Raw genomic sequence first — 12,963 nt, 5'->3', positions numbered from 1 at the left:
GGTTTGGGCTAACGAATCAATGCGCTTCATCCCAGTTTCTGCCGGTTCCAATATCAACGTCGAGCGGTACCGATAATTGCACCGCCGGTTCCGCCGCGCCCGACATCACCGAACGGATCACATCGCTGGCCGCAGCAACATCGGTTTCGGGCAATTCAAAAACCAGTTCATCGTGGACCTGCATTAGCATTTGAACATTACCCAGTCCTTCCTTGGCCAGTGCGGGGACCATACGCGCCATCGCCCGTTTGATAATGTCGGCGCTGGTGCCCTGGATCGGCGCGTTGATCGCGGCGCGTTCGCTGCCCTGCCGTTCGGCCTGATTGGGCGATTTGATCCGCTCGAACCATGTCTTGCGGCCAAATAATGTCTCGGTATAGCCAGTCTCGCGGACCGATTGCAGCGTCTTCGAGATATATTGGTTGATACCGGGAAAACGCTCGAAATAGGTATCGATCATCGCTTGCGCTTCATCCGGATCAACCTCGAGCCGCTTGGCCAGCCCCCAACGCGAAATGCCGTAGAGTATGGCGAAATTGATCGTCTTGGCACGGGCGCGGGCGTCCCGGTCTTCGGCGCCAAACAGCTCGCGCGCCGTGCGGTTATGGATATCCTCGCCATTGGCAAAGGCTTCCTTCAGCGTCTCCACATCGGCGATATGCGCCGCCAGCCGCAGTTCGATCTGGCTATAGTCGGCGGCGAGAATGACATTGCCGGGCGCGGCCACGAAAGCCTGCCTGATCTGCCGCCCGATTTCGGTACGGATCGGGATATTCTGCAGGTTCGGTTCGGTCGAGGACAGCCGCCCGGTCTGCGCGCCGCTCAAACTATAGGAGGTATGCACCCGTCCGGTTTCCGGATTGATCTGTTCCTGCAGCGCGTCGGTATAGGTGGATTTGAGCTTCGCCAGCTGCCGCCAGTCGACGATCTTTTGCGCAATCGGTTCGCCATCCCCGGCCAGCCGTTCGAGCACCGTGACATCGGTTGAATATTGACCCGACTTGCCCTTCTTGCCACCCTTCAGGCCGAGCTTGCCGAACAGGATCTCGCCCAGTTGCTTGGGACTGCCAATGGAAAAGGATTCGCCCGCCAGTTCGTGAATTTGTGCTTCCAGCTTTTCCATTTCCTCGGCGAAAGTTTTGGAAAGCCGCGCCAGTTCCTCGCGGTCGACCAGCACGCCGCTGGCCTCCATTCCGGCGATCACCGGCACCAGCGGACGGTCGACCATCTGGTAGACACGCGTCGCCCGCTCCGGGACCATCCGCAAGCGCAATATTTCCCACAGGCGGAGCGTGACATCGGCATCTTCCGCACCATATTCCGTCGCCTTGTCGAGCGGCACTTCGGCGAAACCGATCGCCTTCTTGCCGGTGCCGGTGAGCGACTTGAAGCTGATACATTCATGGCCGAGATGCAGCTTGCTGAGCTCGTCCATGCCGTGGCCGTGCAGGCCGGCATCAAGATTGAAGCTCATCACCAATGTGTCGTCAAACGGTGCAATTTTGATGTCATGCTGCGCCAGCACGCCCATGTCATATTTCAGATTCTGACCGACTTTCAGCACCGCATCATCCTCGAGCAGCGGCTTGAGCCGCGCCAGCGCATCCTCCAGCCCGATCTGCTGCGGCGTCTCGCCGAACATGTCGCCGCTGCCATGGCCGAGCGGGACATAGCAGGCCTCGTTGGGGCCCGTGGCGAGACAGACGCCGACGATGCGCGCGGTGACGCTTTCCAGACTGTCGGTTTCCAGATCCACCGCGCAAACGCCCTGTTCGGTCGCGCGCGCGATCCACTGGTCGAGCGCCGCCATGTCCTGCACGCATGCATATTTGCTGCGGTCAATCGCCGGTGCATCGGGCATTTTCGCCGCTTCCGGGGTGCCGGCTGCATCCGCGACATCAGGATTCTGCGGTTCGGCATGGCCGTCGCCACCCAGTTTGCGGAGCAGGCTGTTGAACCCGTGGTCGGCCAGAAATTCGCGCAGCGGCGCATCGGGAATATCCTGGATCAGGAAGCTCTCGAGCGTATCGGGCAGCGGGCAATCATCGCGCAAGGTCACCAGTTCCCGCGACAGCCGCGCCTGGTCGGCAAATTCGATCAGATTATCGCGCATCTTGGATTTTTTCATCTCCGGCGCGGCAGCAAGCACGCTTTCGATATCGCCATATTCGTTGATCAGTTTCGACGCCGTTTTTGGTCCGATGCCGGGAACGCCCGGGATGTTGTCCGAACTGTCACCCATCAGCCCCAGCACATCGCCCAGCTTCTCCGGACCGACGCCGAATTTCTCCTCGACCGTGGCGCGGTTCATTCGGGCATTTTTCATCGTATCGAGCATGTCGACCCGGCTCTCGTCATCGGGCTCGATCAGCTGCATCAAATCCTTGTCGGACGAAACAATCGTAACCTTCCAGCCCTCGGCCAGGGCGGCCTTGGTATAAGAGGCGATCATGTCATCGGCCTCGACATTTTCTTCCTCGATCAAGGGCAACGAGAAAGCGCGCGTGGCATCGCGGATCATCGGGAATTGCGGCTTCAGATCCTCCGGCGCTTCCGGACGATTGGCCTTATATTGATCGTAAAGATCGTTGCGGAAACTGGTGCCCGCCTTGTCCAGCACCACCGCCATATGGGTCGGGCCATCGGCCTTGTTGAGCTCGTCGGCCAGCTTCCACAACATCGTCGTATAGCCATAGACCGCCCCGACCGGTTCGCCACGCACATTGGTCAGCGGCGGCAGGCGGTGATAGGCGCGAAAAATATAGGCCGAGCCATCAACGAGATAGAGGTGATTGGGTTTGTGATCTGGAGCGTTCGTCATAGTGACCAGCACTAGCAGCGCCAGCGGCCTTCGTCATTTCAAATCCAGCATCAGTGGAAATTTGACGTCAACATCACCCGGTTTATATCGCGCGACATTTCAAGCCCCGGAGATGGACTGGCACGCATGCCCGGTTCAAACGTTACTACCCGGTTGCGCCCGCTTCGCTTGGCAGCAAACAGAGCGGCATCGGCATTCTCCATGATTGCCGAACAATTCTGGTGCGCGCAGATTTCGGTCACGCCAATACTGACGGTAATGACATGGCGCATATTGCGGCAGGGCTCGAAAATCATATTCTCGACCTCATATCGTAGCATCTCGCCGATTATCTGACCTTCCGGGACGCTGGTATCGGGCAGAAATATACCAAATTCCTCACCGCCGATCCGACCGATGAGATCATTTTTCCGCAAGACCTTGCGGAATATCCTGCCGAGCATTTTGAGCGCGAGATCACCGACCGCATGGCCGAAATTATCGTTGATATCCTTGAAATGATCGACATCTACCAACATCAACACACTGGAATTTTTTTCCATTCGCGATTTATTGAACTGGTCGAGGAAACTGTCACGATTGAGCAGGCCGGTCATCCCGTCAAAATTGGCGCGCAGTTCAAGCGCCTTGTTCGCTCTGCGCAATCGGATTTGTGTCTTCTTGAGCCGGTTGGTCAGTCCGATGAGCTTGAAACGCTGCTTGGACGTATAAAGGCCAAGGGGAATCGTGATCCCCCAGGGGATGATTATCGCCATCGTCATAGCTTGCCAGAACCGGTCGTCCAAGCCGAAGAATAGTAGATATAGCGATCCGGTGAACGTGAATGACAACAGCACTGCAATCGCCGAGATGATGGCGGTCTGGCGGATTGGCGACAAATTTTGCACAGTTGCGTTCATGAAACCTGTTCCTAACCAGAATAGGTTGAACGCGAGTGGAGGCGCATGGTTAACGCATCGTTTAGCTATGCCGTTAAATATATCCCAAAATGGGTGTCAAAACGGGTATATCCCCGGAGATAGTCCGATCCATAGCCGCGGGCCCCTGAGACACAAATTATCGCCAAGGAATTTTCCCAATGACCATACCGATTATCGCCGCTGCTGCCGGAGCCATATTGGTGTTATTGCAGGCCATATTGATGGTTTTGGTCGCCGTGCACCGCATCCGTGACCGGATCGGTCTCGGCACGGGCGACGATCCGGCGCTCGAGCGGAAAATTCGCCGCCATGGCAATCTTGCGGAAAATGCAGCCTTGTTCATTGTGATACTCGCGCTCGCAGAAATGACCGTGGTGCCCAATGATGTCGTCGCGATTATTGCCATTATCTTTGTCATCGGACGTATTTTCCACGCAATTGCCCTGTCGACCGTTGCCGGTTCACACGGAGCAGAAAAGGGCAGGATATTCGCCGCCTTTCGTGCGATCGGTGCATTCAGTACTTTCAGCAGTTTTATCGCGCTGGGCGGCTATTTGCTCGTGGGCATATTCTAGATTTCTTCATTCAGCATATCGGCGGAAAATACCCTCATTTCCACACCCCTCCCCAAATTCTCAGAGAACATCACCACCACCCCTGATCTGCGCCGGGGCAGGGCATATTGGTCGGAAAATGCGACTCTACGGGACTGCGGGACCGGGTCAGTTCACCCGCTGCGGACCGCGGCCATCCTGCCACCATTCCTGCAGCCAGCCATATGGGCGCGCCACCGGTCGCCCACGCGCGTCCCGCGCCGGTTCGAAGCGGAAGCGCTGTTCGATCAGCTTGCAGGTGGTCGCATCGAGTGCGGGATGGCCGCTCGACTGCCGGACGGTACAATCGCTCGCGCGTCCATCCACCCCGACCGTGAAATGCGCCACGACATTACCGCGATTGCCCGATTTCCAGACCGAGCGCGGGATATCCTTGCGGACTATCCTGCCGGTCAAGTGGCGGGGACCGGAGGCTATGCCTCCACCCCCGAAACCGTCGCCCTGCCCGCCGCTGCCGAAGCCGGAGCCCGGCCGGTCGGAAGCACCGGCGTCATTGTCGTTTCCCAATCCTGCAATCGGCGCGGCAACCACCGGAGAGATTATATCCAGTTCGACCAGCGGCTCCGGCGCGACAATCCGGGTCGCCCGAGCCTTCAGGTTTTCGGGCGAAGCCGCCTGTTCGTCCGCTTTGGCCGGCTGCTCGTCCGGAACCGGTTCTGGTGGCTGCGGAGCAGTTATATTGATGACTTTGAAACCGGCGGAAACGGTCTTCGCCATATCCGTCCCCAGACCACTCACCAGCGCATAGCCGATGGCGGCATGAATGATGATCACCGCAAAAAGCGATTTCGCGCGATCCGATCCGCCTTCTTCTAAACCAAGTTTCATGGATAAACCCTAGCACGGAGCCGATGAATATTCGCTGGCGAGGACACAGGTCCTGATTGATCTCGCACGTAAACAGGATTAGAATGGCATCTGTTCGTGACTGGCGAGAACAAGATGGGATACCATCGGGGAGCGGACGTATTTTTACAGCCGATCGCCTGGGCATCTCTCTAATCCGGAGTAGCCCCATGACCGATAGCCAAAAACCTCTCCACCCGGAACCCTTCCATATCGTCTTTCTGCTGTTCGACGGCATCACTCAGCTGGATTTCACCGGTCCTGCGCAATTTCTCTCCCGGATGCCGGGAGCTATTGTCCATACGGCGGCCAAAAGCATCCAACCGATCGAAACCGACAGTGGCTTTGCCATTTTGCCCAACAATGATTTCACCGATAGCCCGCAAGCCGACCTGCTCTGTGTTCCCGGCGGGTTTGGTACAAAGGGCGTGATTGCCGATGCTGGAACACTCGATTTTATCCGCAAACAGGCCATCGGACCACAATAAGTCACTTCGGTTTGTACCGGATCGCTGGCTCTCGGAGCGGCGGGATTGCTGAACGGCAAACGGGCGACCAGCCATTGGGCCTATACAGCTTTGCTGGAAAAGTTCGGCGCGATTTACGAAAAGGCCCGAGTGGTGAAGGATGGAAATATCATTACCGCTGGCGGCGTGACATCGGGTATCGATTTTGCGCTGACCGTTATCGCGGCGATTGCCGGCCAGGAATTTGCCGAAGCGATCCAGCTGGGTCTGGAATATGATCCGCATCCGCCATTCAACAACGGTCATCCCGACCTAGCCGATCCTGAACAGGTCAAAATGCTGCGGGACCGAATCTATGGAAAGCAGGCAGCTGATCTGACCGATACTATTGATAGGCAATAGTGCGGGGATTTTGTTTTCCGCCTATACCATTATCGCGTAAGCGCACTCGGAGATGTCCAACTCCGAACCCATTGACAGCAACGCGCCCGCTCACATTAGCGAGCTCAAGCTGTTTCTCTTCGCGTTATCTTCTGCGGCGGTGGTCGCCAATGGCTATTATATCCATCCGCTGATCACGCCGGTTGCTGAAGAATTCGGGGTTAGCGGCGCGACGGTCGGACTGGCCCCGGCGCTCAACCAGATAGCTTTGGCACTGGGCATATTGTTACTGTTGCCGCTGGGCGACCGGATCAACAACCGCAAGCTGGTGACAATATTTGTCGCCGGACAGTTTCTGGCAATGCTGGCGATGGCACTGTCCGGTAGTTTTCTGTTGTTTGTCGCTGCCTCTTCCTTGCTCGGCTTTGTCACGATCGCACCCTATTTGCTGCCCGCATATGTGACCATGCGGGTAAGTCCCGACCGGATCGGACATGTGACCGGAATTATGACTGCGGGGGTAACTCTGGGCATTTTGGGCAGCCGGGTCGGCGGCGGTCTGCTCGGCCATTATTTTGGCTGGCGGTCAGCTTATTGGGTCGGGGCAGCCTGCATGGGATTGCTGGTCATTCTGCTCCCCTCGATTATGGAGCGCAGGCAGGACGAGAAACCGTCCGGCGTCGAGCCGCCGCGTTATAGCGAACTGCTGCGCTCACTCTGGCCGATCATGAAGTCCCTGCCGGAGGTGCCGCTGGGCGGGCTGATCCAGGCACTTTCCTTCGGGCTGTTTCTGGCAATCTGGCTGGCGATCGGTCTGCATCTGCCGCGCAATGGCTACGGCGTCGATACGGTCGGCTATCTTGCGATCATCGCCATCGTCAATGTACTCGGGTCCCCCTTTGCCGGTCGCCTGGCGGATCATATCGGAGCCGAACGAGCCCGTATCTATTTCTGCCTTGCACAATTGGCGGGGGTCAGCATCCTGCCCTTCGCCGGCAATGATCTATTGCTGTTGGTGGTCGCGATCATTTTCAACAGCGTCGGCGGCGCATCGGTCGATATCTGCAGCCGCACGATATTGTTCAGCCGCGCGCCGGAAATCCGAACCCGCCTAATGACAATCTATATCGTCATCATGTTTATCGGCGGCGGTCTGTCGAGCTGGCTTGGCGCCGCAACCTATGAATATGCCGGCTGGACGGGCATTTCGATCATGTCGATTGGCTATGCGCTAACCATCATGGGATTATCGCTGTGGGGCTTGCGCTTCCGGCAAGCCAGAGACTAGATTTTGACCAGTACCTTGCCGATATTCCCGCCTGTGAACAATTTTGCATAAGCGGCGAGAACATTCTCGATTCCCTCGGTGACATCGAAGGGCGTATCGATCAACCCCTGATCGAGCCATGTTTTCAACTGCACCGTCAGCCGTTCGCCCTGATCCATGAAATCGGGTGAAAAGAATCCCTCGATACGCAATCGCTTCATCAATATCTGGTCGAAATTGTCCGGTCCCCGACCGCGCCCGTCGCCTTCATATTGGGCCAGCAGACCACAAAGCGCAATCCGGCCATAAAGCGCCATATTGGGCAGGACGGCATCCAGTATCGGTCCGCCGACATTGTCAAAATAGGCGTTGATGCCGCCTTCGACCTTCGCCAGTTCGGCCGCGACATCCTCATTCTTGTAGTCAATCGCCCTGACAATCCCGAGTTCCTCTTCCAGCCAGCGGCATTTGTCCGGTCCTCCGGCAAGACCGTAGACATTGGCGCCCAATATCTTCGCAATCTGGCAAGCCAGAACGCCGGTGGAACCGGCAGCGGCAGAAACCAGCACATTGTCACCAGCCTTCACGGCCGCCGTTTCCTGTATGCCCCAAAGCGCGGTCCAGCCGTTAAAGCCGAGCACACCGAAATGCTGCTTGATATCGCTGACACCGGAATCAATCTTGACGAGACCGGACAGTAGCGGATCGACAACGCTATATTCTGCCCATTGACCAAAGCCGCGCACCAGATCGCCTTCTGCAAAATTATCGTCGTGCGAGGCAACAACATGACCGATCACCAGCCCGACCATCTTGGTACCCAATTCAAGCGGCGGCTGATAACTGTCCTCGCGCTCGGTCATCCACATGCGGGTACCCGCGTCCATCGACAGATAGGCGGCCTTGATCAGCACCTCTCCCTCGGCGGGCGCGGGCATAGCTTCGCTTTCGAGCGAGAGCGAACCTGAAACGTCACTACCCTCCGGGCGACTGTTCAATTGCCAAAAACGATTTGTGGTCACGGGTGCTTTCTCCTTGGATCGCCTCCAAATTAAAGCAAATCGTCCTGTTCGATACTATCCTTATTGGCGGGAAGGCTGAACAGCATCCCATCCTTGCCCAGCACGACCGGACCATCATAAGCGACATTTACGCCTGCCATGAAATAGGCGTCCAGATAGTCGACCGGCAGTGCCGGTACCACATGCGACAGGATCAGCATCTCTGCCTTCGCCGCACTTGCGGTTTGTGCTGCCTCAACCGGTGTCGTGTGATAGTCCGGAATATCGGCCATGATCTTGGTCAGCCGCTGGCGCCCGGTTTTCTCGAACGCCGTTTCCAGAGTGCCCACCATCTCGGCATTCAACACTTCATGGACCAGCAGATCGCAGCCGTTGCATATTTTCGCGACAATCGGCAACTTGACCGTGTCACCGCTGAACACGACCGAGCGCCCTTTATAGTCGAAACGGTAGCCTACCGCGGGCTTGATTGGTTTGTGGGCTACGGAAAATGCAGTGATCTTGATGCCATCCTGATCGTAGACCACCGTCTGGTCCTGTCCGTCGGGAAGAGAAAATGGTTGGGCCGTGCCGCCCGCACCGGTCACCGGCATCGTCTTTGCGCCATGGTGGGCGATGCGATATTGCACATCAGCGGCATAAGCGGCGTTCAGCCCGTCAACGATCACCTCCACGCCCTCGGGCGCGATCACCGGCAACGGAGCATCCCGGCCACCACCAGCCCAGCGCTGCAGCATCAATTCCCCCATGCCGTCAATATGATCGCTGTGGAAATGCGTGAGCAGCAGGGCTTCGGTCGCCCCCGGATTAAGCCCCATCAGGCCCAGATTGCGCACCGCGCCGCCGCCGATATCGACAATGAACATCTTGCCGTCGATGATCACCGCCGAACAGGGACCGGCCCGCGTCGGATCAGGCAACGGCGAACCGGAACCGCAAAGCGCGACATTGATGCCATCGGGCATATCGCCAATGACGTCGCGCGCCACCGCTGTTTCAACGGCAGCGGCGAAAAGCCTCTTGCCGATCTGCTCCCGAAATATCAGCCCGACCGCGATCGCGATCAGCCCCAGAACCAGCAAAACCATGCCGAGCTTCTTCATGAATATCCTCTCCCGTTTTGCTCAGCATTCCACCAAATTGACGGCAAGTCCACCTTGCGAGGTTTCCTTGTAACGCTCGGACATATCAAGCCCGGTCTTGCGCATGGTTTCAATCACTTCGTCGAGACTGACCCGGTGCGTTCCGTCGCCGAGGATCGAGAGGCGGGCCGCCTCGATCGCCTTGACCGCGCCAACCGCGTTGCGTTCGATACACGGCACCTGGACCAGGCCGCCGACCGGATCACAGGTCAGGCCGAGATTATGCTCCATGCCGATCTCGGCCGCATTTTCTACCTGCAGCGGAGTTCCGCCCCATGCTGCCGTCAGACCGGCTGCGGCCATCGAACAGGCAACACCGACTTCGCCCTGACAGCCGACCTCCGCGCCGGAAATCGAAGCGTTCTCCTTGAACAGCGATCCTATTGCGGCTGCCGTCAACAGGAAGGTCTCGACGCCAGCGGCATCGGCCTTCGGCGCAAAACGCTCATAGAAGCGCAGCACCGACGGGATGATTCCGGCGGCCCCATTGGTCGGCGCGGTTACCACTTTGCCGCCGGCAGCATTTTCCTCGTTCACCGCCAGTGCCCAGAGGTTGACCCAGTCGAGAATGGTGAGCGGATCCGACAAGGCGCGTTCCTGCCGCTCCATCAACCGCGCGTGGATCAGCGGTGCCCGCCGTTTGACCCGCAGGCCGCCCGGCAAAATGCCGCCCTGTAATATTCCGCGATCGATACAGGCCGACATGGCATCGGCAATCGCGCCTATACCGGCGCCGATGGCCTCATCATCCCGCCCGGTGCGTTCGTTGGCGCGCATGATCTCCGCAATGGACAACCCTTCGTCCTCGGCAATCCTGAGAAGATCTGCACCAGAACAGAAAGGATAGGGCACATCCCACAGACCGCTTTCCGGATTGTTGCTGCCGATCTGGTCCTCGTCCAGAATCGCGCCGCCGCCGACCGAATAATAGACACGGGTTGCAACCAGATCCTCGCCGTTAAATGCATTGAACCGCATCGCGTTGCTGTGAAAGTCGAGCCGCTTCTTCTGGTCAAAGATCACGTCACCGGCTTCATCAAAAGCAATCTCATGGGCGTCGTTCAGGCGAATCCGGTTCGATTCCCGGATTTGCGCAATCAGCAGATCCGCTGCATCGGGCTCAATCCTCTCGGGGCGCTGGCCACTGAGACCGAGCAATATCGCCCGGTCAGTCGCATGGCCCTTGCCGGTCAGCGCCAGTGAGCCGAACAGCAATGTCTCGAGCCGGTTGACATCGCCCAGTCTGCCGCTTTCGGCGACGCGCTCGATAAATTGCGCCGCTGCGAGCATCGGCCCCATCGTGTGCGAACTCGACGGACCGACGCCAATCTTGAACAGTTCAAAAGTGCTGGCGACCATATCGCGTCCCGGTTGCTACGAACCGGCCGTTTCGTCGAGCCACTGGTTCACCCGCTGTTCCAGTATCTCGAGCGGCAACGCGCCGCCGCCAAGAATCACATCGTGGAAGGTACGGATATCGAACCGGTCGCCCAGCCGTTTCTTTGCCCGTTCGCGCAATTCGAGAATTTTGATCATGCCGACCTTGTAGCTTGTCGCCTGCCCCGGATTGACCAGATAGCGGCGCACTTCGGAACGCACCGCCGCTTCCGGAATCGAGCTGTTTTCCAGGAAATAGGCGACCGCCTGCTCCTCGCTCCAGCCCTTCGCATGCAAACCGGTATCGACCACCAGCCGGATCGCCCGCCAGATCTCGCTGGTGACCCGCCCGAACTCGGAATAGGGATCCTCATAACCACCCATTTCCTTGGCCAGCGTCTCCGCATAGAGACCCCAGCCTTCGCTATAGGCCGTATAGCCAATCTGGGTCCGGAAGACCGGAATTCCGGTCAGTTCCTGAGCGATCGAAATCTGCATATGATGGCCCGGCAGACCCTCATGATAGGCAATGACTTCGAGCGTTGGAGTCGGCATCGCCCGCATGTCGGAAAGATGAGCATAATATATGCCGGGCCGCGAACCATCAGGGGTGCCGCTGCGATAATGCTGGGCTGCGCCATCGCGTTCACGGAACGCCTCGACCCGGCGAACCTCGAGATCCGCTTTGGGAAGAATACCGAAATAGTCTGGCAGCTTTTTCTTCAGCGCCTCGATATGCCCCTTGGCAGCAGCGATATAATCATCCGCTCCGGCATCATCATCGGAAAAATAGAAGCGGTCGTCTTCGCGGATAAATTTGAAAAAAGCCTTGAGGTCACCGTCAAATCCGACCTTGTCCTTGATCGCTTCCATAGCGCTGCGCAAACGTGCGACTTCGCTGAGACCGAGGGTGTGAATTTCATCCGCGGTCAGCTTGGTGGTTGTCTGGTTGGCGAGTCGGTAGTCATAAAAAGCCTTGCCATTGGGCAGCGCGCCAGCACCATGGGCCACAGCATCCGTGTTCAGCATGTCTGCTTCATACCAGGCGATAATCCTCTGATAGGCAGGCGCAAATATGTCAGTGAGAGCAGTGCGTGCCTGACCGCGTAAAACCTCCGCCCGCGCTTCGTCGACAATCTTTTTATCGACCAGTCCCTGCAATTTCTCTTCGGTTGCGATCCAGATCGCCGACGGATGTCCGCCATCAAAGGGCGCGCCGCTGATGATCTTGCGCGACTGGTCAATCACCCCTTCATAAGCGAAACGGGGCGGACGGGTCCCCGCCGCCGCATTGATCTTTGCCCGTGCCAGAAGCTGGTCCAACGCCGTGGCGACACCGGAAAGGCGCTGTATATAGGCGAGCATATCTGACTCGGTCTCGACCTTGTGGGTGTTGATCAGAAAGGTCGGAAAAAAGGATTGTCGGCCATTATGCTGATGCAACACATAGCGGTTGGTCCGGAACGGCACACCGGCTTCGGCCTGTTCCAGATTATAGAGCCAGATATCATAAGAAATTTTGGCGTCTTGCGTGAGTTTTTCATAATCAAACTCGCGCTGCATCTCGGCCACCGTCGCACGCAGCCAGGCCAGTTTCCTGTCCGCCCCGGCATCGCTGAAATCGTCGATCAGACCATAGTCGGTCTTGCGTCCAATCATTGTCTGTTCGATCGGACTGAATTTCAGCTCTTCCTCATATTTTTCATCAAACCAGATATTGATCCGGTCGGTTTCGGTCGCTGCTGCAACCGCAGCCAGCTCGCCAGTGGCAAGGACCGGCGCGACCGGCAGCGCAACCAGACAAGCCGCCAGAGACGCGTGAAGAAAAAGAGGTCGGATTTGCATAGTCGTTCATCCCGTCGCTGTAATTATCGATTGATACTGTCATTGCACAGATGACGGGATTTGAAAATCAATCTGATAGGGAATGTAAAAAAGGGGCCGGAAGTTTCCTTCCAGCCCCCTCTTGTAGATTTCAGCGTAGACTGAACGGTCGGGTTTAGAAGCCCATTCCGCCCATGCCGCCGCCCATGCCGCCCATGTCGGGCATGCCGCCACCGGCTTTGTCGTCTGATGGCGTTTCTGCCACAGCCGCTTCGGTGGTGA

9 protein-coding genes, 1 pseudogene and 1 riboswitch are annotated in these 12,963 nt (G+C 57.6%); of the genes and pseudogenes, 3 read left to right on the top strand and 7 right to left on the bottom strand.

Annotated elements, in window-relative coordinates; all coding sequences use genetic code 11:
* Nucleotides 1-16: 16 nt before the first annotated feature.
* Together polA and ACN0VD_RS07185 are read right to left on the bottom strand one after the other, a co-directional pair.
* Nucleotides 17-2,821 carry a DNA polymerase I gene (gene polA, locus ACN0VD_RS07190; RefSeq protein WP_417593119.1) on the bottom strand — a complete coding sequence of 935 codons (2,805 nt, stop codon included), beginning with the start codon at nt 2,819-2,821 and terminating at the stop codon, nt 17-19.
* Nucleotides 2,822-2,871: 50 nt separating this feature from the next.
* On the bottom strand, nt 2,872-3,720 hold the full coding sequence (locus ACN0VD_RS07185; RefSeq protein WP_417593117.1) for a GGDEF domain-containing protein: 849 nt from the start codon (nt 3,718-3,720) through the stop codon (nt 2,872-2,874).
* 179 nt (nt 3,721-3,899) lie between these two features.
* Between ACN0VD_RS07185 and ACN0VD_RS07180 the strand changes: the two genes are divergently transcribed.
* A complete protein-coding gene (locus ACN0VD_RS07180) occupies nt 3,900-4,316 on the top strand; it encodes an MAPEG family protein (protein WP_417593115.1) in 417 nt (138 codons plus the stop codon).
* 147 nt (nt 4,317-4,463) lie between these two features.
* Here ACN0VD_RS07180 and ACN0VD_RS07175 read toward each other — a convergent pair whose 3' ends face one another.
* Nucleotides 4,464-5,183, bottom strand: a complete 720-nt coding sequence (locus ACN0VD_RS07175; RefSeq protein WP_417593113.1) for an energy transducer TonB — start codon at nt 5,181-5,183, stop codon at nt 4,464-4,466.
* Nucleotides 5,184-5,269: 86 nt separating this feature from the next.
* A riboswitch (ZMP/ZTP riboswitch) is annotated at nt 5,270-5,354 on the top strand.
* 17 nt (nt 5,355-5,371) lie between these two features.
* Between ACN0VD_RS07175 and ACN0VD_RS07170 the strand changes: the two are divergent.
* Nucleotides 5,372-6,070, top strand: a pseudogene (locus ACN0VD_RS07170) (DJ-1/PfpI family protein).
* 52 nt (nt 6,071-6,122) lie between these two features.
* Nucleotides 6,123-7,337 (top strand): MFS transporter, encoded by a 1,215-nt coding sequence (locus tag ACN0VD_RS07165; protein ID WP_417593111.1) that lies wholly within the window; start codon nt 6,123-6,125, stop codon nt 7,335-7,337.
* Here ACN0VD_RS07165 and ACN0VD_RS07160 read toward each other — a convergent pair.
* Genes ACN0VD_RS07160 through ACN0VD_RS07145 form a run of 4 tightly spaced genes read right to left on the bottom strand, consistent with a single transcriptional unit; the run spans nt 7,334 to nt 12,702 of the window.
* On the bottom strand, nt 7,334-8,338 hold the full coding sequence (locus ACN0VD_RS07160; RefSeq protein ID WP_417593109.1) for an NADP-dependent oxidoreductase: 1,005 nt from the start codon (nt 8,336-8,338) through the stop codon (nt 7,334-7,336). The genes ACN0VD_RS07165 and ACN0VD_RS07160 overlap by 4 nt on opposite strands.
* A gap of 29 nt (nt 8,339-8,367) precedes the next feature.
* The gene (locus ACN0VD_RS07155; protein WP_417593107.1) at nt 8,368-9,441 is read right to left on the bottom strand and encodes an MBL fold metallo-hydrolase; all 1,074 of its coding nucleotides are present in this window, start codon (nt 9,439-9,441) and stop codon (nt 8,368-8,370) included.
* A 21-nt stretch (nt 9,442-9,462) separates the two neighbouring features.
* Complete coding sequence (locus tag ACN0VD_RS07150) at nt 9,463-10,839, bottom strand: L-serine ammonia-lyase (protein ID WP_417593105.1); 1,377 nt, start codon at nt 10,837-10,839, stop codon at nt 9,463-9,465.
* Nucleotides 10,840-10,854: 15 nt separating this feature from the next.
* Entirely contained in the window at nt 10,855-12,702 is a 1,848-nt protein-coding gene (locus ACN0VD_RS07145) for a DUF885 domain-containing protein (protein WP_417593103.1), read from the bottom strand.
* Between the last annotated feature and the right edge of the window lie 261 nt (nt 12,703-12,963).

Source organism: Parasphingorhabdus sp. (assembly GCF_048267785.1).
Taxonomy (GTDB): domain Bacteria; phylum Pseudomonadota; class Alphaproteobacteria; order Sphingomonadales; family Sphingomonadaceae; genus Parasphingorhabdus.
Note: the sequence above shows the minus strand (reverse complement) of the source record. Positions and strands in the feature narration are given on the sequence as shown.

Bases quoted from the DNA above. Each gene is read 5' to 3' on its own strand.
- polA (WP_417593119.1), bottom strand. From the start codon at position 2,821: ATGACGAACGCTCCAGATCACAAACCCAATCACCTCTATCTCGTTGAT.
- ACN0VD_RS07185 (WP_417593117.1), bottom strand. From the start codon at position 3,720: ATGAACGCAACTGTGCAAAATTTGTCGCCAATCCGCCAGACCGCCATC.
- ACN0VD_RS07180 (WP_417593115.1), top strand. From the start codon at position 3,900: ATGACCATACCGATTATCGCCGCTGCTGCCGGAGCCATATTGGTGTTA.
- ACN0VD_RS07175 (WP_417593113.1), bottom strand. From the start codon at position 5,183: ATGAAACTTGGTTTAGAAGAAGGCGGATCGGATCGCGCGAAATCGCTT.
- ACN0VD_RS07165 (WP_417593111.1), top strand. From the start codon at position 6,123: ATGTCCAACTCCGAACCCATTGACAGCAACGCGCCCGCTCACATTAGC.
- ACN0VD_RS07155 (WP_417593107.1), bottom strand. From the start codon at position 9,441: ATGAAGAAGCTCGGCATGGTTTTGCTGGTTCTGGGGCTGATCGCGATC.
- ACN0VD_RS07150 (WP_417593105.1), bottom strand. From the start codon at position 10,839: ATGGTCGCCAGCACTTTTGAACTGTTCAAGATTGGCGTCGGTCCGTCG.
- ACN0VD_RS07145 (WP_417593103.1), bottom strand. From the start codon at position 12,702: ATGCAAATCCGACCTCTTTTTCTTCACGCGTCTCTGGCGGCTTGTCTG.